The sequence below is a fragment of the Haloferula sp. BvORR071 genome (genome assembly GCF_000739615.1).
Lineage (GTDB): Bacteria > Verrucomicrobiota > Verrucomicrobiia > Verrucomicrobiales > Akkermansiaceae > Haloferula.
The window spans coordinates 64444-83056 of record NZ_BATP01000059.1; the positions used below are offsets into that span (position 1 = coordinate 64444).

Here is an 18613-nt window from a genome sequence, read left to right on the forward strand (position 1 = left end):
ACGACCTGCGGAGCGCTTCTACAGCGATTGCTCACGTGTCATGGCCGAAATTCTGGTCAACAAACATGTAGGCAAAATCGAGCGGCGTCAGCGTCACGCTGTTAGCGGCTGCGATCCCCTGATTCTTCTGCCAGATTTCACGAATGTCGGCCGCCATAGTTGGAGGAAACTGCATCTCCGCCTCAAGGACCTCGTACCATTGCTCCTCCTTGCGATTCCAGGCCCGCTGCAAGTTGGGGGTCATTTCAACCAAGGACGCCTCTTGCTCGGTCGGAAGCGCACCGATGATCCACAGCACGTAGGCATCAAGAAGCCGCAAGAGCGGCTTTCCCGCGTATCGACGTTGTAAATCAATCGGTGGATTCATGGGACGCCAAGCTCGGTTGGCAAAAATGACGACCTGTCAGCCGCCCTCGGGTCGAAGACTCGCACGTGCTCAGCGAACTCAGCGTGGGGAAGGATGTATGAGATCAGCAGCGCGTGGGCTAGAGTGGCAACGCTGGATGCAACAAAGGTCCGGCTGCGAAACTGGTCCTCATGGTCCAGCATCACGATCTCACCATCGCGCGCGGAATCCAGGCACAGCGGATTTCCCGCGCCGTCCGAGCCGATCACGCAGAAGGATGCCAAGCGTGACTGGTCCTCCGGGCTGAACTGATGGGCGCCGTAGAGCTGAACAAGCGATGATGGGCCGCGAGCAACTGCCTCGAACGAAAGAAATGGGGCGCAACTTCCCGGGAGTCCGGCTTCGACCAGGAACCGTGCCGCCTCCGCGGGAAACGCAGGAACATCTAGGATCTCACGCGGTGCAGGGACGAGGATTATCTCGTCTGCAACTTCGGGAACTCCTGCCGCTTCCGCCATTTCCCGCTTCCGTTCAACGACAGCTTCCCATCGGGATTTGAATTCGTGCGCTGTCATGATGGCTCGATGCGCGAGGCTAGCCAAAACCGATGTGCCCGCAACCGGGTAAATTCATGGGTAATACCATCACCCCTCCTTGCTAGCCTCCTTCATCGCCTTCTCCGTCATCGGCGCGGTCTTCGCCATCCCATTCACCGTCTCCAGCGCCAAGGTCAGCACCAGCTTGTGATCGATCGCTCCCGCCACCTGCTGGAGAATCGCCGCAAGGGCCAATGTGGCGACGGTGACACAGCGCGCCTTGTCTTCCAGCACCGGACCCAAAACCTGATCCACAATACCCCGCGTCTCATATCCCACTCGCAGCGGCAGGATAAAAGGCTCGTGGTCCTTTCCGACCGAGAGCGGCGCGCGGCCCCATTCGATTCCCTCTTGGCTGATGCCGTTCAGGAAGGTGGTCATCGCCTCCTTCACATCGGGGAACTCCGAGTCGGCATAAACGCCATTCAGGCAAACCCGCAGGGTCCCGACGACCGATTGCACCGGGATCTTCGCGAGCTCCAGCTCATCGCCGCAGATCCATCCGTTGATGGGATCGGACAGCACCCGCGATCCCGGCGTCAATTCATGGTCCCGCAGCGGCGGAGTACCCACCGCATCGATGCAGCGCTCCGCCACGATCACCGCCGCGGCGCCTACGGCATCCTCCACGCGGATCCGGTTGTCCTCCGAACGCACGCCGGAAAAGACGAGATTCACCAGCTTGTCCCGCAGCGCCGCATTCTCCTCGGCAGTCGATGGGGCAGGGGGACTTTTCTTGAAGCGGTCGAAGAGACTCATGGGGGGATGTGCTTGGATCTACTCCGAGTCTTGCCACTTGGAGCCGCCGATCAATGTCCGAAACGACATCCGGGGTAGACTTTCGGATAGCTAGTCCTGCGGGTGCCCGACCTCGTTTCCCGAGCAGCGGCACTGGAGATTGATGATTTCACCTCTCCCCTGATTGGGGGATTCAAAAACCCCGTCTCCCCGCCGTCGACTTCAGCGGCGCCGGGGAGTTCCATGATAAGTGAAACCCCCTCCTCAGGCAGCCTGCCCAAGCCACGTGAGGAGTTGTCCAACAACAAGTGAACCCAATGAAGACCTCCTTTCTCCGCCCCGGTCTGGGCGTGACTTTTCTCGCGGTGCTTGCCGTGACGAACGCTCGCGCCGGCCAGATCGCCAGCCTCGATGCCAGTGATCCCTCAGTCGTTCCGGATGCGACCGTGACGATGAACTACGTCGCGCCCATCACCGAAGGCACCGGCTGCGCCGAACTCACCGTGCCGGGTGCCTGGACCAATGCCCTGAAGATCGATGCCGCCAATGTCCTGCAGCAGTTGAAGCAATTCCAAGGCGCCGGAAAGGTGCTCATGGATGTCTCCATGGCCGCACCTCCTGCCGGCTGGTTCCAGATCCACATGAGCTTCCAAGGCGATGGCCTCGGTTGGACCCAGTTCAACGATGTCTTCGGCACCGGCGGCGCCTTCAATGGCACCGTCGAACTCGACTTCTCGCAGCTCAATCTCGCCAGCGTCCCGGACAATCCGACTTGGGGGCAGATGTTCGTGATCACCAATACCGGGCAACCGACCACGGTGAAGATCGATAACATCCGCGTCATTTCGCCCGTGCCGCCGAAGCCCTCCGCAGTTTACACCTTCGACACTGGCACCGAGAGCTATGGCAAGCCCGCCGCCTCGCACTCAGCGCTCTTCGGTGGCTCCCTCGCCGTCTCGCCGACGGTCGCAACTTGGGACTGGCACACCGATCGTCAGAACATGGGCGCGGACATGACCGCCAAGCTGCAAGCCGCGGCTCTCAGCGGCGGCACCATGAGCGTGGATGTCTTCGGCAGCGCGGGCTCGCTGACGGGCTTCAACTTCTCGCTCTTCCTCCAGCCATGGAACACCTGGACCTGGACTCAGGTCGATGCCGCCGTTCCCTTTGGTGCGATCGAGAGCTTGCCGGGCGGCATGGAAGTCGCCCGGGTCAAGATCCCGCTCGCCTCACTCGGCGCGGGCTTTACCAGCCAGCCTGGCTACAACTCGGGTTTCGGCTTCGAGCGCCCCGTCGGCACCACGATCTACTTCGACAACATCATGGTCACGCCATCGGCCACGACCAAGATCGACTTCAAGACCAACGCCTCGGTCTTCACTGAGGAAGGGACTAGCACGGTCTTTCAAGTCGGATCGATCGGAGGCGGCGCGCTCTACATGGAAAATCTCGCCGGCGCGGTCTGGGGCAGCAAGGCGAACTTCAACGCGGCCGCCAGTACCGAGGCCGCGGCTCTCTATGCCAAGCTGGTAAAAGCTTCGACTGCCGGCGGTAAACTTCGCTTCAAGGTCTACGAGCCTTTCCTTCTCACCAAGGGCGCGAACTTCTCCGGTGTGCAAGTGGCTGTCGCTCTGAATGGCACTACCTGGCAGCAGCAGTATCCCCTGTGGATTGACGACTCCGACTTCACTGAAGGCTCGCTCGACACCACACCGCCGGGCTTCGTCAGAACTGTGGAGATCCCGCTTTATCCAGCGGGATCGCCGGAGACCGATGGCTTCGTGCTCGCGGCCAATGCGGCCAGCTACGAGTTCGTTCTCGGCACCAATCTGGAGCACGCCGCCTCAGTGGGCCTCTACATCGATGACTTCGAAGTCATCACCGCTCCGGATCCCTCGATCATCCATCTCCCCACGATTCCCAGTGCCGCGGGCGGCATTATCGGCCGCGTGCTGACCAATGTCGAAGGCGAGTGCACCTATGGTGCCCAGCATCTGCCGCCGGGCGTCACCATCAATCCCGACACCGGTCTGGTCGTCGGCACGCCGACAGCCGATGGGACCTATGAAGTTATCTTCTCCGTCACCGCCGACGCGGTCACCGTCAGTGAAAGCGCGACCTGGGTTGTGACTGGCAGCGGCACCAAGATCCGCGTGACCTCCTTCAGCCGCACTGTGTCCGGGGCCACCATCACTTGGTCGGGCGGACCCGCAGCGGTCAATGTCGAGCGCTCCACGACCATGCAGCCGGGAAGCTGGACCCCCATCAGTGTCGGCGACACCGATGGCACTCATCTGGATACCACAGCGCCAGTAGGGAAGGCCTTTTACCGGGTGGTCGCTCCTAACTAAAACCTACTTGGGGAGGCGCGTTGCCGGGGTAGCGCGCCTCCTTCATCCCTCATTCGCCGTAGCAGGGCAGGGGCGGAAAACTATCCTGCCAGTATCTGTAAGCCACGCCGAATGAGGAACAGTCATCATTGGTGGCGTTTTTGATAGAAAGCCGCTCATGGCCTCCCCGAGAGATATCATTTTTGTAGAATGAAGATAGAAGGAACGTTTTTCCAAAAATTTAGGATTAATTGAGCTTGCCCTATTAGATAATTTTGGGTTTTCTGATGCGCATGACTGGGGGGTCAAAATTTACAACCAGTGAAACTGTGATCGTTCTGGAGCGTCCCACCGTGGATGCGAAGAGCGGTAAATGGGCTGTTTCCCTCTTTGTTTTGGTCTCCGCACTCCTGTTCGGCGGGGTCGCTGGCGACTGGTTCGCCGCGGATCTGGTGGACGGTAGCTGGATTTCCCGGGCTCTCCAGATGTCGGGTGGCACTCTCGCCATGGCCGTCTTCACGGCCGGTTTGGGTTCCCTGATTTTCGGCCGCAACCCCGTCCGTTGGGGGATCGGTATGCCCTTTTTGGTTTACTTGGGAGGGGGTGCCCTGGCGGTCGTCACTGGCCGGGAAGGGGCGATGACCGTGCTCTACGGAGCCCCGCTTTTTCTCGGTCTGGCCTTCGCCGCCGGGATGATGAGCACCTTCCTGATTGACGGAGTTTTTCCCCGCGGATCGCGGGATTGATTGGGACTTTCACCTCGGGTGGAGTTTCAGGAGTCGCCGATAGTTCGAGAAATTTGAAAATCGTGGCCCTCGGTCACGATTGGAACGGCGATGACCATGAAATTCCCCCATGCGCTCACTCTTTCGGGACGGAGTTCTTCCTTCCGCCGTGGCTCCGCGAATTCGGGCAATGATGCCTCGGAGGGTGATCGTGGTGGTTCTTCGGAGACTCCGGGGCTTTGGACGGGCAGTCGCGAGGGCATCGTCGCCAGCATTGTCGCCTTTGCCGGCGCGGTGGTCTTCGGTGGTGGCGCTGGCGTATGGTTTGCGCCGGGCGCCTCCGGCTGGATGGGGCAGGCCTTGGCTATCGCGGCAGGCTCCATGGTGATGGCTGCTATCGTCTGTCTCACGGGCTCGCTGCTGGTCTCCCGCCGCCCGGTCTTCTGGGGCATTGGCATGCCCCTACTGGTCTATTCTACTGGCACCGTCTTCGCGCTGCTCTCCGGCTATGCGGGTGCGGGCATGCTTTTCTTCGGGGCACCGGTTTTCATGGGCCTCGCCTTCACCGCGGGGGTTATGATCGCCTTCCTTCTGGATCGGGAGAACTGAGGCCAGCCTCCCTCCGGCAATCCTGGCGGGTTTTCACTTTCGGATACGCCGCCTGAGGCGATGCTCGTCGGCACGATGAGCACTTCTTGGCCTGACCGCCGGATACTCGATCTTCTCGCGATCGAATTACCCATCCTCCAAGCGCCCATGGCTGGCTCCGCCTTGGGCGATCTCGCGGTCGCGGTCTCCGCTGCCGGAGGCCTGGGTGCCTTGGCCTGCGCGTCGCTTTCGCCGGACCGGATCCGGGAGGAAGTCTCCTCGATCCGCCAGCGCGCTCCGGGCCCGCTCAATCTCAATTTCTTCAGCCATCCTACGCCTCAGAGTGACTCCCAGCGGGAGGCCTCATGGCGCTCGCGCCTCGCTGCCTCTGGTGCCGCGCTCGGTGTGGAGCCCGCCGGTTCTTCCGGACCCGGAGGCCGTGCCCCCTTTGATGCCACCGCCTGCGCGCTGGTGGAGGAGTTGCTACCGGAAGTGGTGAGCTTCCATTTCGGCCTGCCTTCGTCCGATCTGTTAGAGCGGGTGCAGGCCACAGGCGCGAGAATCCTCTCCACCGCCACCACCGTGGCGGAGGCTCGCTGGCTGGAGGATCACGGCTGCGATGCCATCATTGCGCAAGGCATCGAGGCAGGTGGTCATCGCGGAATGTTCCTTACCACGGATCTCAACACCCAAAGCGGAACCATGGCGCTTCTGCCCGCAGTGGTGGATGTCGTGAGCGTCCCGGTGATCGCCGCAGGTGGCATCGCCGATGCCCGCGGGATCGCCGCGGCGTTGGGCCTCGGTGCCGCCGCCGTCCAGCTGGGCACTGCCTACCTGCGTTGTCCTGAAGCGGCCTCCTCACCACTGCATCGTGCCGCGCTGCGCGAGGCGGCGAACCGGACCACCGCCCTCACCAATGTCTTCACCGGCCGTCCGGCGCGCGGGCTCGTCAATCGCCTGATGCTCGAGCTCGGCCCGATCGCCTGTGACATCCCGGAGTTCCCGCTGCCGGCGGTGATGCTTGCTCCTCTGCGCGCCAAGGCGGAGAGCATGGGCTTGGAGGACTTCTCGCCGCTGTGGGCGGGGCAGGCTGCCGCCATGGCGACGGAAATACCCGCCGCCGAATTGACCCGCCTCATGGCAGCGGCGGCCTTGGAAATCTCGCAAGCCTCCGTGATGGCGTGATGGCGGAGCGGGGTAAAATCGGACATTCTGCTCTTGTAAGCAAGGTCACATCCCCCCGCGGCCGAGCTTGCGAAATCCCAAACTCGTCTCCCCCCAAGGAAGCATCCCCCGAGAGAACAGGGAAACCCGCCCGCAGCATCCCCCCGCGCTGCCGGCGGGTTCTTGTTTTCGGAGTGCTGCCTATTCCTCGGCCGGGGTCGCAGCCGGCTTGTCTTTCACCGCGGCAGGATTGCGCACCAGTAGGTCCTTTTGGAAGGAATCGATCGCGCCGCTGATCTTCCATGAGCGCAACTTCGCGCTCTTGGGAAGCCCCAGCAATTCCAGGATCGGCGGGTCGATCCAAGCAAGCTTCGCCTCAGGGACGTCGATCGGCTTGGCCGGCACTTCGATCGCTTCGCGCGAGATCCCGATTAGGTCTTCCTTGTTGAAGAGAACGTTGGTGAGGATCGAGAGCGAAACCGTAGTGCCACCTTTCTGCACCCGCGTGTTCCGCATCGGATAGTAAAGCTGCTCCGTGGCGAAGCGGATCTTCAGCGGGGTCTTCTTCGCTTCCTGTTGGCTCAAGTCCACGACGTCGAAGAGATACCATTTGAAGCCATCCTTGGCGTAATCATTGATCACCGCCAGCATCGGCTCTGGAACCGTGAGTCCGCCTTTGCCGGTGCTGAACTCCTTCGCGACCCAGTCGGAGAATGCCTTCGCGTCGTGCAGCTCCACGATCCGCAGGTCGTGGGCACCGATCAATTTCCGTTCGACCTCTTCCGCCGCCCCGACCGGGTCCACACTGCCGCCGAAAGGATCATCCCCACCCGCGGCCGCCATCGCTTCCGGCGGCTTCGGCAGCAGGAAGCCGCAACGTTTGAAAACGCCCGGAGCGCATGCCTCCACGCTCGGACGGCTTGGCAGTGGCATCATTTCCAGCACCTTGGTGTCCTTGGAGGACGATAGGGTGGTCTGGAGATAGAGCAGCTCATCCTTGCCGTTCCAAGCGATGATCGCGTCCTGTTTCGGTTCAGAGATGGTGGCGCTCTGGTCGAAGGGAATGCTGCCCATGTCCGCCTTGCCAGAGAGCGGCCAAGCGAGAAGCGCGAGGAGTAGGGGAATCCGACTCATACCATAGAATCAACATTCCCCGGCGGCCGGTGCAAATCCTATCGCAACGGATCCGTTGCGGTTTTGCTTGGGTGGATGCGGAGGATCGGGATGATGTTATTGGAGTAACGCTTCAAATAACTTGCCCGCCATGATCCCCGTCGCCTTCTACGATACCAAGCCTTACGACCGCGAATACTTCAGCCCGCGCGCGGTGGATTCGGGAGTCGAGTTGCGCTTCCATGAGTTCCGCTTGGACGCCTCGAATGCGGCCTCTGCGACCGGCTGCCGCGTGGTCTGCGTCTTCGTGAATGACCGCTTGGATCGCGCCTGCTTGGAGATCCTCAAAGGGCTCGGCGTCGAGCTCATCGCGCTGCGCTGCGCGGGCTTCAACAACGTGGACCTCGCCGGCGCCCGCGAGCTAGGCATGAAGGCCGTGCGCGTGCCAGCCTACTCGCCCTATGCCGTCGCCGAGCATGCGGTGGCTCTCCTGCTGGCCCTCAATCGCAAGATCCATCGCGCTTTCAACCGCGTCCGCGAACTGAACTTCTCGCTCGGGGGCTTGGTCGGCTTCGATTTGTACGGCAGGACCGTCGGCATCATCGGCACTGGCAAGATCGGCCGCATCGCCGCGCAGATCTTCCGCGGCTTCGGCTGCGAGGTGATCGCCTACGATCCCTTCCCGATGGACGATTGGGCGGCGCAGACGGGTGTCCGCTACGTGGCAATGGAGGAGCTGTTAGGCGGCAGCGACGTGATCAGCCTCCACTTGCCGCTAACCCCGGAGACCTATCACCTCGTCGATGCCGCATCGATCGTACGGATGAAGAAGGGCGTCTATCTGGTGAACACCAGCCGCGGCAAGCTGGTGGACACGGCTGCGGTGATTCATGCCCTCAAGACCGGTCACCTCGGCGGCGTGGCGCTCGACGTCTATGAAGAGGAAGAAGGAGTCTTCTTCGAAGACCACTCCGGCTCCGCGCTGTAGGATGATGTCCTCTCCCGCCTCCTGACCTTTCCTAATGTGCTGGTTACCTCGCACCAAGCCTTCCTCACCAAGGAAGCCCTCACCGCAATCGCCGACGTGACCCTCGATAGCATCTGCCGTTTCGCCGAAGCCGCCGAGCCCGTGGCGGAGCGAGTGGTCGTGTGACGATCGATCTTATCTCCATCCAGCTGACAGGGATGACGCGGAAGCCCAGGGCCTCACTCAAACCTCAAAAATCCACCATCGCCGAGGCTCCCACCTCTCCCCGGAAGCTGTTCCCCTCATCGCTCGCTACCGCGCGCTCATGGTTCTCCGCTTGGAACATCTCATCCTGCTGGCGCGATGGACTGGAGCTCGGCGACCGCAATCCCGCGGCCGAAGCCTGAGCTGAATTCAAAGGATCAGCCCCACCCACCGGGCTGCAATTGCACAAGGCCACGGCGAGCGCGGCGACAGCGGTCCAACGGAAGCAGGGGATCATGATCCGCCATCCCAGCAAAACCGCGCCGTGCTGGCCACTTTGAAATGCCTGCGGCTTCCATGCCGCGGATTTACCCGCCAAGCTCCCGCCGGATGAAGCTGGAACGCCTGCTGGCAAAGCACGACTCGCTGGGGCGGACCCGGGCACGGCTGCACATCCTCGCGGGGCGCGTCCGCGTCGATGGAGTGGTCGTGCTGCGACATGATCTTGAGGTCGACCGCTTCGCCCAAGTGGAATTCAACGGCGAACTCCTTCGCGATACCGAGCGCCTGCTCCACTTCATGGTGAACAAGCCGCCGGGCATCGTCAGTGCAACTCGCGATCCCGAGCACCGCACCGTCGTCGACCTCATGAATGATCCCGACCGCCACTGCTTGCACATCGCGGGACGCTTGGATCGGAATACTTCCGGCCTGGTCCTGCTCACCAACGATGGCCGCTGGTCCAAGCGCCTTATGGCTCCGGACGCCAAGGTGCCGAAAGTCTACCGCGTCGAAACCCGCGACCCCATCTTACCGGAAGCGGTGGACGAGTTCGCGCGTGGCTTCTATTTCCACACCGAGGACTTGGTCACACGGCCGGCTCGCCTCGAAATCCTCGGCGAGAAAGAAGCCCGCCTCACGCTCCACGAGGGTCGCTATCACCAGATCAAGCGCATGTTCCATCGCACCGGCAATCTGGTCGTCCGCTTGCATCGCGAAAGCATCGGCGGAATCGCCCTGCCTGCGGACCTTCCGGAAGGAGCATGGCGGCCTCTCACGGAGATGGAGATCGCCGGCGTATTCGATTCTCCGGCGATCCTCTGACTGGATCTTAGATTACGCCCTTCTCTTCCAAAAAGGGTCGCAGCTCCTCCACGCCGAAGTCCGCCAGCACCTCGCCGTGCCAATCCATGGTCGGCGCCTTGGTCTGGCCGGATAGCTCCACCATCTCCTTCATTGCCGCCGGATTCCCGGAGACCACGCTGACCTTCACCGCGACCTTCTTCTTCTTGAGGAAAGTGACGACGTCTTCGCACCACGGGCAACCGGGCTTGATGTAGAGAATGGGTAGCTCAGGCATGGACGGCGGGAAACTTGAACGCGGAAAGCCGGGTGTCGAACGGAAAGGCCATGGCCTCGCTAAATTACGGAGTTCTCGTCGAATTCCCCGTGGATTCATCAAGCCTGCTCCGGGTTATGTCTGGTTTGCTCCGATGAATTGCGCACGAATCTTGGCTCGCCGAACATCGGCCCTGATTGTCGGCTTGGCCTCCGCGCTTTTTGCGCTGGCACTTGTAGTAGTCTTCTTGCGCTTTTTCCCGGCGAGCCGTTTGGAAGTATTTTCACCGGGACCAGAGCAGTTCCGGGCCTTCACCCTGAACGAGGGCTTCGTGGACGTGTCGATCAATCTCGATGCCTCCGATTGGCCGTACACCTTCTTTGCTCCGGCTTGCATCGGTGATCTCTATTGGCCGGAGATATATTCGGCCTCAGCCTGTTGGAGCAGGGATGGATCGGTGGTCGCGGTTTTCAAGACTTGGAATACAGGGCCGGAAACCTATTTCACCGAGGCCTACGACTTCCGCGAGCACCGCCACCTCCGTCCTGAAGGCTATTCGGATGGCGTGGAGATCCATCGGCGGATCACTAGTTTGGTCGAAGCACGTGGAGGCCTTGGGGCCGGGATACCTAAGGAAGAGGGAAAGGGTGGAGAGCACCCTTACACGTCGTTTCCCATGGGGATATGGATACTCCCGGGAGCCGTCACCGTCCTGGGTTTGTGGGGCGCTGCCCGTTTGTGGCGGAGAGCGCCAGCGGTCCGTCCGCTTGGGATTCGAGGCGCCTTCAGATGAATCGCACCGCGTGCTTCTTGGAGAGCTTCAGCACGTCGCCTTCCTTCACCGCCACCGCCGCGTTGGGATCGGTCAACTTCTCACCATTGAGCTGAACCGAGCCGGTGGTGATGAACTGCTTGCGCAGCTCGCCGTTCGATTTCTCCAGGCCGAAGGCTGCCTTGAAGCCATGAGCGGTCAGCGACAGCACATTCAGATCCGCGGGAAGCTCACCGATCGGTAGCTCCGGCAACTCCGCTGCAGCGAGATCCTTCTTCGAGAAGCGGGTATCCCAATCAGCACGCGCAGCGGCACCCGCCTCCACGCCGTGGTAGCGGGCGGTGATCTTCTCTGCGAGCGACTTTTTGGAATCCATCGGATGGATGTCGGCAGCCAGCGCCTCGCCTAACAGAAGCTGGTAGTAGCGCACCATCAGCGTGTCGGACACGCTCATGATCTTGCCGAACATCTCGTTCGGAGCCTCGGTCACGCCGACGTAGTTGCCGTACGACTTCGACATCTTCTTCACACCGTCGAGTCCCTCGAGCAGCGGCATCGACAATACCACTTGCTGCGCCTGGCCTTCCTCCTTCTGGAGGTCGCGGCCCACGAGCATGTTGAAAAGTTGGTCGGTTCCTCCGATCTCGACATCGGCGCGGATCTCCACCGAATCCCAGCCTTGCATCACGGGATACTGCAGCTCGTGGAGGCGCACTTCCTGGCCCGCCTCGATGCGGTTGCGGAAGTCCTCGCGCTGCAGCATCTGCTGGAGCGTCACGCGGGAGTTCAGGCGCAGGATATCCTCGTAGGACATCTTCCGGAACCAATCGCCGTTGTAGACGATCTCGGTCTTCTCCTTGTTGAGGATCTTGAATGCCTGGTCGGTGTAGGTCGCCGCGTTCACCAGCACCTCGTCGCGGGTCAGCGGCGGGCGGGTCACCGAACGGCCGGAAGGGTCGCCGATCGTCGCGGTGAAATCGCCGATCAGCAGCACCGCCTGGTGGCCGAGCAACTGGAACTGGCGCAGCTTCTCCAGCGCCACCGTGTGGCCCAGATGGATGTCCGGGGCAGTCGGATCCACGCCGAACTTGATCCGCAGCGGTCGGCCGAGGCGGAGCTTTTCGAGAAGTTCCTTTTCGGAGAGGACCTTGGCGGTGCCAGCGGTCAGGATCTGGAGCTGTTCTTCCGGAGTCACGGGGCGCGAACCCTAGGGGCGCGGCAGCCCGGTGGCAAGCCGGTTGGAGTTGAAAGGCGAACGCTGAACCACGAAGTTCGGACGCCGAAGTTCAAAGGTGAGGGTAGGTGGAGTGGCGGTGCCGACCCGTGAGGGTTCAGATCTCCAAGATTGAGTTGGACGGATTGATCTTGAACACTTTACCCGGATTTCGCATTTGGAGTCATGAAGTCGTCCGGCCGTCTCGTGCCAAGGCATCGAGGGGCGTTGCTGGAGGCTGGCAAATGGTTGGCGCTGGGAGGAGGACTTGCCTCCTTGTTGATCGGCTTGCTGTGGCGATCGGATCGCGCCGACGAGGATAGGGCGGACAGCGGTTCGTCCGTGGCTCACGACGCGAGAGCGGGGCTGAGGCCGGAAGGAGCGCCGGATACGGCAAAGGAGCGAAAGCGGATGCTTGAGTCGCTGAAGGCTAGATGGCTGAAGGAAGATAATTCAAAGGCGCTGTCACGGGAGTCCGTGGATTTGCTTCTCTGTAGCGAGGAACTCGTGGACCTGATCGATTTCCTGCGCGAGCGGGATATTCACAACGAGATCGAGAAATCGGCTGCGAGCATCTTCCAATCCGAGCGAGCGGCTGAAGGCCGGGACCTCCTGATCGCGATGAAAGAGCCGTATCCGGAAAACAGTTGGCGGTTCAGCTATCGGCAGCACTGGAGCAAAACGGCGGGGTTCTTTTGCCCGCCTGAGCACTTTGAGGAGTTTCACAAGGCGCTTGGCGGAGGGATGAGTTCTCAGGAAGCACTACTAGGCTTCAACTTGGCGCGGATGAAGACGGATCCAGCGGCGGCGGTGGCCTCAACGATGGAGGCGTTGAGGAAGAGCTTGGACTCGCAATCGCGCGATCAATGCCTGGTGGAGCAAATGGGAGAACTCCAGAAGAACGCGGATTTCGGAGCAATTGAAGGGCTGCTGCCATGGGACCAGCCTCCATTCCCGGGTTCCCCTTGGTACAAAGGCCGAGAGGCCTTGCTGGCGAAGTGGGCGGAGGTGGATGCGGCAGGAGCTGCGAACTATATCATCCAACACCCGGAGAGGTTGGGACCAGAAATGATCAAGCCGGTGACGAAGACCGTGGTCTCAGTGGACTTCGAATCCGGAATGGAATGGGTGCAGGGTCTGCCGAAGGGAGAGTATTTCGATGATGCCACGAGTGAGGCGACGCTATTCCTCCTGATGATGGAGGACAAAGGCAGGGCAAAGCAACTGGCGGGAAAGGTCGGCAGCGAGGAATTGAGGCAGCATCTCATGGAGGCCCTGTCCGAAGCGGAGACACCCGTGGGAGAGCTGGAAGAGCCTTGAGGCAAACGGCGGTGGTCATTGCAGCGTCGTCCGCGGCCCCGGAGCAAAGGGGCTCATCCCCGCGATATACTGGCTCATCTCCCGCGGCAGGGGATTCCAATACTGCCCGGCATACTTCTCCTTCACGTGGCAGAGCAGATCCTCGTAGAGCGAGGCGTCGAACTCGCTGATCTCTGGCTTCCGGCCATCGAAGGCGAGGTAGTCCGGGTGGACATTCACCAGCACCATGCCGCCGCGTTCGGCCAGCCAGTCGGTCTTCGCCTTCCAGATGTGGTTCGTCTGCTCCCGCAGGATCAGGTAGAGGGTGGCATCCTGGGGCAGGGTATAAGGCAGCTCGACGTAGCCCTCATCCGGCGTGCGGCCCCGGACGACAAAGGGGAAGATGGTGCCCGCCCCGTCCGGCTGCGGCTCAAAGGGATCGGTGTCGAAAGTCGAGGCGTCGTAATCGATCTCCAGGCTCTTCAGCCACTCGAGATTGTGGAACATGAAACCGGCCCGGAAGCCGACTGCATCCCAATCGCGCAGGTGCGAGTTGATCGCCACGGCGCATTCATCGAAGGACTTCCGGTTCCGATACAGCGAGCCATCGTGGCGCAGGTCATGCACGCCGATCTCGAAGCCGGACTCGGTCATAAAGTCCCGGAATTCACGGGTGACGGTATATTCGCCCTCCGGGATCAGGTTGAAGGAGGAACGGAAGCCATGCTTCATCTCCAGCTCGGCAAGCTGCTGGCAGCGCTCAAGGCCGACCTGGCCCTCGACATCGTGGGTCAGCACCAGCGCGAACTTCTTCCCATCCGGCCAGCCCGGCCAGCCGGGAGGCTTTTCACCGGCCGACTCCATGATCGGCCAGTCCTTGGCCGTCTGCAGCTTGTAGTTCGCCCGCAGCCTCCGCATCGTGTAGCGCGCCGACTGCGGCAGGAAGGGTTTGAAGAAGTAATACATCGCGTTGAGCATGCTCATGCCGCGGCCGCCTTCCTCGGGGGCGTAGGAAGCGATGGCGGTCGGAGACTCGTCGGCGATGTCCATGGTCGTGGGGGGAGTCGGTAGCTGGCTAACCTGAAGGGCGGGGCAGGGTTGCGCCATGCTTTAATTCCGTATGACAATCGGCTTCCGGGTCAGGCGCTCGAGCACAGCCGTCAGGGGCACGAAAAATCCGTAGATGAAGAAGAACACCAGCAGCAGGCCCTGCACCCCAAGCAGGATGTGACAGAGCCGGATGATCTGGGCGCCGCCACTCTTGGCCTCCTCGGCATTGTGTTTCACCAGTTCGCCCAAGGCTCCTGCGTAGGCGTGGAACTTCGGCACGCACTGGGACTCGAACAGCAGGGTTGCTTCCGTGGTTTTGTTCTCGCTCAGGAGGCCCACGACCGTTTTCCGGGTCGCGCGGTAGTCGGTTTTGCAAGCATTCAGGCGTTCAAAGACGCTGCGCTCCTGCTCGTTCATCGCCGTCTGTTGATAGCTGGCATACTGGGCGTCCACCTTGGCGCTGCTCGCTTCCAGCCAGGCTCCCAGCTCGGCCCCCGGCATGCCATTACCGTCCACCGCCCGGGCGGTTTCCAGGAACCCTTCCGAGGCCTGCATCGTGGCCAAGCTGCTGCTGGCAAGCCCCTGCAGGGGATCGGTGACGATGCGGGAGGCTTCCTTCCGGATCATCCACACGGTCAGGACCGGACTGGTGACGATGGCGAGCAGGATGACGACGGTAGCAGCGAGGGAGAGGCTTCTCAGAGGCCCGGGTTTCATGGGGGTGGGTGAATCGCTCATGGGGGAGTGGGGGGACGATCTAACCAAGAACTAGCAAGCGGGCACCGGGGTCGCGAGAAAATCGTCGCGGCGGGCCCAACCGGGCGATTTTGGGCCCGGTTCCAGGCCGGGCTGGCTCTGGAAGCCTACGCGAAAAATCCGCCCTTGGCACTTGGCAGGCGAGGGGGGCTGGGTCCACAGTAGCCGAACATGACCCCTCTCTTGAGGCAACTCGAAGGGCTGAGCGTCCGAGTGGACGACGTGATCTATATGCCCAGCTTGGATGCTCCGGACGAGCGTCCACACCCCTTCGTGTACTTCATTTCGATCAAAAATGAATCGGATGAGCAGGTCACCATCCGCGGCCGCAAGTGGATCGTGCGGGAAGACGACGGCGAGACCATCGTCGTCGAGGGGGATGGGGTCGTCGGCCAGAGCCCGGTCCTCGGGCCGGGCGAGCACTTCTCCTACAACAGCTACCACGTGACCCGCGGCGACGGCGTTGCTGAGGGCTCCTTCTTCGGTGAAACCGCTGACGGCGAATGGGTTTTCGCCCGGATCCCCGAATTCCGCCTGCAGATTCCGGGCTGGGCTTGAGGTTCGGCTAGCGGCACTCTTTCACGCCATCGGGCGTGGCCAGGAAGTGCATCGGCATGTCGTGGGGATCAACCAGGAGGTGGGGGTGGACCTGCTCGCGGAAGCAGACGCCGACGCGGATCGATTCGCTATCGGATTGGGCCAGACTGCGGTCATAGAAGCCCTTGCCGCGGCCAAGGCGCTTGCCGCAGGGAGTGAAACCCAAGCCCGGGCAGAGGAAGATCTGGACTCCGTCGGTCGGGCAGAGGGGGGCAATCGCGGACGGTTCCGTGATCCCGAAGGGACCGGTTTCAAGCTCGGTCTGTGTGTGGTCGACGAAGTGAAAGTGCAGGCTGTCGCCTTCGATTCGTGGCAGGACCCAGCGGCGGTCCTTGAGCTCGGAGAGCAGAGGCAGCAGTTGCGGCTCTCCCGGGATCGCGGAAAATGCGGAGATCACCCTCTCGGCACGGTGGCTGAGCCAGTCGTGGAGCACCTGGCGGATCTCGATCGACTGGGCGAGTTGCGATAACGCGTCCGGCAGAGAAGCGCGGAGCACGCGGCGCAGGGCGGGTTTTGAATCGGTGTCGGGACTTGCCACTTGCAAAGGAAAAACGGAACGGGAATCTAGCAGTCGTGATCCCTGCTTGGCAAGCTGTCCTCGTGGCCCTGGCACTTTCCGCGACTGCGGAAAGTGCGGATGAGGGGGCCGCCAAGTTCCAGTGGAACCCGCCGAACATCGGTGCGGGAGTCTTCACTTCGGAACTCGGCATGCTCGACCGCGAGCGCGACGAGTATGCCAACAGCCTCGCCGGCTACGCCCTGAACCGGGTGGCGATGGCCAAGGCGAGCGTGGCTTCCCTGAATGAGGCGCGGCGCCTGGTGGCGCTGGCGTTGCAGCTTTCCTCGCGCAACAAGAAGGCGATCGTCCTGCGCTATCAGCTTTCCAAAGGCTCGATCCCCGAGGCCGTGCCTGGCGACTATCAGCCGGATGTGCTGGCGCGTCTGCTCTTCGAGCGCAGTCTGGAACTGAAGAAGCAGGGCGGGGTGGAGAACACCCTGCTGGCGCGGATTTTCACCGAACTCTCCGCGGAAATGGACCCCAAGAACGAGGATGCCGTCTACGCCAGCGAGATCCAGCGCCTCGATCACGGCAGCGTGAATTGGAACAGCCTGACGGATGCGAAGGGGGAGGAAGGGAAGAAGGAGGAGGCTTCGAAGCCGGAAAAAGGCGACGTGCCGCCTTGAGAGGCTGCTTTAAAGAAGCAGTGACCGCGCCCGTTTCGATGGTGAAGCGGGGGCCGGCCACAGCTTTCGTAGCCGTGGCCAAGATGCTCCGGGCGGCGGCTCGGCTTCAGGATCGCCGTGTTCTCATCCGCTTTCCAGGGCTCACGCCCTTCCAACCGGAGCAGCCCCAAGCACCTCTCCGCCTTCAATTGCAGTGACCGGGTTGCCGTCGCTTCGGCGGGGTAGCCTCACCACGAATACGGTTTCATTATCATCTGACCGAACATTGATGGTGCCTCCGTGGGCCGTGGCGACCTCTCGCGCGATGTATAGTCCTAGCCCGATGCTTCCCGGCGGCCTCGCGAGTTCTTCGCTGGCGTTGCGGCGGAGAGGATCGAAGATCAGGGCAAGGGAATCCCGCGGGATCGGCGTTCCTTGATTGCGCACTCCCAAGAGAATATCATCACCGTCTCCGCTCAGGAACAGACTGATCGGCGTAGTCTCCGAGCCATGCTGGACAGCATTCCCCAGAAGATTGGAGATCAGTTGCCTCAATCGCGCCGAGTCCCATTCTCCTGTCGGCTCCACATCGCATTCGAAGGAGATGGTCCTTGCTGGATGGACCGCCCGCATTTCCTCAACCACCTCGCGGCAGAGTTTTTCCAAATCCATGGTTTCGCGCGAAACGATCATTCTCGCCCCCAGCCGCGTGCCCGTGAAGTCCAGCAAGTCAGCAATCATCTTTTCCATCGCACGGACCGAGACAGCGATCTGCGCTGCCATCTTTAGGGCGAGCCCCGAGAGATCGCCATGTTCCTCCAGCAGACCTGCGACCATTGATACGGCATGCAGGGGCGTTCTCAAATCATGTCCAAGGATCCCGAGGAAAATTTCGCGGGAGTGGTCGATCCGCTCGGTATAATTCTCGATCGACTCTGCCAGAAGCTGGTCTACCGCTTCGTTGAACCTCGTCATGTCCTCCACCCGGTGAGCGGGTTCTTGGTCGGGCTCCAGGCTCCAGAGATGCAGCACGCTGGCGCGAAGCGACCGATATTCCGCGACCAGTGATTGAAGGTCGAATCCCGACTCCACCCGGCTCACCGCGTGCCTTGCCGAGGAGCGGTCCACCAAGGTGCTTTCCCAAGTATTCGTGTCCTGGCCGATGGCTTTCTTGCGCTGCTCGCGAGGAGACTGCGGACGCTGCATGTCCTTTACCATCGCGAGGAGCATCTCCTCCGCGTGATCGCGCAGAAGCCGGGTGCTGGGCTCGTCGCCGGGCCATATCATCCGGGCGAATTCTTCCCACTCCTGAAGGATAGGCTCCACGTTCTCCGCGATGAACTCATAAAGCCGCATGCCACGCGATATGCCGGTGAAGGAGCTTGTTCGAGCAGATTCGCCATTGTGCAAGGATGGGAAACCGCAGTGGCCTCTCGGTGGTGCGGCCTGGAAGGCATTGCGGCTCGCTATTCCACCCGCTTCCAAACCAGATCTTCCCCCTCGGAGGTCACATGAAGGACAGGCAAGAACATCCAAGGCTTCGAGCGGCGGTCGCCACTTGGGGGCTTGAGAGGCTGCGTGGCCTTTCGTCCTGTCCACCTGGGTGCTGCTTCCGAGGTTACCCAGTCGCCCAACTGGCAGTCCAAGGGATG

The 18613-nt window shown here is 61.6% G+C and carries 19 protein-coding genes and 1 pseudogene; 10 read left to right on the forward strand and 10 right to left on the reverse strand.

Going from position 1 to position 18613, the window contains the following annotated elements:
• Positions 1-31: 31 nt before the first annotated feature.
• From BV071_RS29360 to BV071_RS29370, 3 genes are all read right to left on the reverse strand, one after another.
• On the reverse strand, positions 32-367 hold the full coding sequence (locus BV071_RS29360; protein WP_035615192.1) for a hypothetical protein: 336 nt from the start codon (positions 365-367) through the stop codon (positions 32-34).
• The gene (locus BV071_RS29365; protein WP_265595042.1) at positions 364-921 is read right to left on the reverse strand and encodes an SUKH-4 family immunity protein; all 558 of its coding nucleotides are present in this window, start codon (positions 919-921) and stop codon (positions 364-366) included. Before BV071_RS29365 ends, BV071_RS29360 begins: the two co-directional genes overlap by 4 nt.
• A gap of 69 nt (positions 922-990) precedes the next feature.
• On the reverse strand, positions 991-1701 hold the full coding sequence (locus BV071_RS29370) for a hypothetical protein (protein WP_035615196.1): 711 nt from the start codon (positions 1699-1701) through the stop codon (positions 991-993).
• A 296-nt stretch (positions 1702-1997) separates the two neighbouring features.
• Here BV071_RS29370 and BV071_RS29375 point away from each other — a divergent pair, with 296 nt between their 5' ends.
• From BV071_RS29375 to BV071_RS29390, 4 genes are all read left to right on the forward strand, one after another.
• Positions 1998-4031, forward strand: coding sequence for a putative Ig domain-containing protein (locus BV071_RS29375; protein WP_035615200.1), 2034 nt, complete (start codon positions 1998-2000; stop codon positions 4029-4031).
• Positions 4032-4339: 308 nt separating this feature from the next.
• Positions 4340-4756, forward strand: a complete 417-nt coding sequence (locus BV071_RS29380) for a hypothetical protein (RefSeq protein WP_265595043.1) — start codon at positions 4340-4342, stop codon at positions 4754-4756.
• Positions 4757-4852: 96 nt separating this feature from the next.
• Complete coding sequence (locus tag BV071_RS29385) at positions 4853-5344, forward strand: hypothetical protein (RefSeq protein WP_265595044.1); 492 nt, start codon at positions 4853-4855, stop codon at positions 5342-5344.
• 75 nt (positions 5345-5419) lie between these two features.
• On the forward strand, positions 5420-6508 hold the full coding sequence (locus tag BV071_RS29390; protein WP_035615606.1) for a nitronate monooxygenase: 1089 nt from the start codon (positions 5420-5422) through the stop codon (positions 6506-6508).
• Positions 6509-6688: 180 nt separating this feature from the next.
• Here BV071_RS29390 and BV071_RS29395 read toward each other — a convergent pair whose 3' ends face one another.
• On the reverse strand, positions 6689-7621 hold the full coding sequence (locus BV071_RS29395) for a DUF2330 domain-containing protein (RefSeq protein WP_035615208.1): 933 nt from the start codon (positions 7619-7621) through the stop codon (positions 6689-6691).
• Between the two features lie 130 nt (positions 7622-7751).
• On the opposite strand from BV071_RS29395, the pseudogene BV071_RS29400 reads away from it, so the two are divergent.
• Both BV071_RS29400 and BV071_RS29410 read left to right on the forward strand, forming a co-directional pair.
• Positions 7752-8753 (forward strand): annotated as a pseudogene (locus tag BV071_RS29400) (2-hydroxyacid dehydrogenase).
• A gap of 408 nt (positions 8754-9161) precedes the next feature.
• Positions 9162-9875, forward strand: coding sequence for a 16S rRNA pseudouridine(516) synthase (locus tag BV071_RS29410; RefSeq protein WP_035615213.1), 714 nt, complete (start codon positions 9162-9164; stop codon positions 9873-9875).
• A 7-nt stretch (positions 9876-9882) separates the two neighbouring features.
• On the opposite strand, the gene BV071_RS29415 is transcribed toward BV071_RS29410, so the two are convergent.
• Complete coding sequence (locus BV071_RS29415; protein WP_035615217.1) at positions 9883-10131, reverse strand: glutaredoxin domain-containing protein; 249 nt, start codon at positions 10129-10131, stop codon at positions 9883-9885.
• Between BV071_RS29415 and BV071_RS29420 the strand changes: the two genes are divergently transcribed.
• Positions 10130-10903 (forward strand): hypothetical protein, encoded by a 774-nt coding sequence (locus BV071_RS29420; protein WP_265595047.1) that lies wholly within the window; start codon positions 10130-10132, stop codon positions 10901-10903. The genes BV071_RS29415 and BV071_RS29420 overlap by 2 nt on opposite strands.
• On the opposite strand, the gene tyrS is transcribed toward BV071_RS29420, so the two are convergent.
• Positions 10896-12077 (reverse strand): tyrosine--tRNA ligase, encoded by a 1182-nt coding sequence (tyrS, locus tag BV071_RS29425; protein WP_035615222.1) that lies wholly within the window; start codon positions 12075-12077, stop codon positions 10896-10898. The two genes, BV071_RS29420 and tyrS, sit on opposite strands and share 8 nt — an antisense overlap.
• Before the next feature lie 495 nt (positions 12078-12572).
• On the opposite strand from tyrS, the gene BV071_RS29430 reads away from it, so the two are divergent.
• Positions 12573-13415 carry a hypothetical protein gene (locus tag BV071_RS29430; RefSeq protein WP_265595048.1) on the forward strand — a complete coding sequence of 281 codons (843 nt, stop codon included), beginning with the start codon at positions 12573-12575 and terminating at the stop codon, positions 13413-13415.
• Between the two features lie 15 nt (positions 13416-13430).
• Here BV071_RS29430 and BV071_RS29435 read toward each other — a convergent pair whose 3' ends face one another.
• Together BV071_RS29435 and BV071_RS29440 are read right to left on the reverse strand one after the other, a co-directional pair.
• On the reverse strand, positions 13431-14444 hold the full coding sequence (locus BV071_RS29435; RefSeq protein ID WP_052574045.1) for a hypothetical protein: 1014 nt from the start codon (positions 14442-14444) through the stop codon (positions 13431-13433).
• Between the two features lie 60 nt (positions 14445-14504).
• Positions 14505-15161 carry an MCP four helix bundle domain-containing protein gene (locus BV071_RS29440; RefSeq protein WP_265595049.1) on the reverse strand — a complete coding sequence of 219 codons (657 nt, stop codon included), beginning with the start codon at positions 15159-15161 and terminating at the stop codon, positions 14505-14507.
• Positions 15162-15371: 210 nt separating this feature from the next.
• Here BV071_RS29440 and BV071_RS29445 point away from each other — a divergent pair, with 210 nt between their 5' ends.
• On the forward strand, positions 15372-15758 hold the full coding sequence (locus tag BV071_RS29445) for an ApaG domain (RefSeq protein ID WP_035615230.1): 387 nt from the start codon (positions 15372-15374) through the stop codon (positions 15756-15758).
• Between the two features lie 7 nt (positions 15759-15765).
• Here BV071_RS29445 and BV071_RS29450 read toward each other — a convergent pair whose 3' ends face one another.
• Complete coding sequence (locus BV071_RS29450; protein WP_265595050.1) at positions 15766-16335, reverse strand: 5-formyltetrahydrofolate cyclo-ligase; 570 nt, start codon at positions 16333-16335, stop codon at positions 15766-15768.
• Positions 16336-16370: 35 nt separating this feature from the next.
• Here BV071_RS29450 and BV071_RS29455 point away from each other — a divergent pair, with 35 nt between their 5' ends.
• Positions 16371-16982 carry a hypothetical protein gene (locus tag BV071_RS29455; protein ID WP_035615234.1) on the forward strand — a complete coding sequence of 204 codons (612 nt, stop codon included), beginning with the start codon at positions 16371-16373 and terminating at the stop codon, positions 16980-16982.
• 141 nt (positions 16983-17123) lie between these two features.
• Here the strand turns inward: BV071_RS29455 and BV071_RS29460 are convergent, their stop codons facing one another.
• On the reverse strand, positions 17124-18371 hold the full coding sequence (locus BV071_RS29460; RefSeq protein WP_265595051.1) for a HAMP domain-containing sensor histidine kinase: 1248 nt from the start codon (positions 18369-18371) through the stop codon (positions 17124-17126).
• Positions 18372-18613 lie beyond the last annotated feature (242 nt).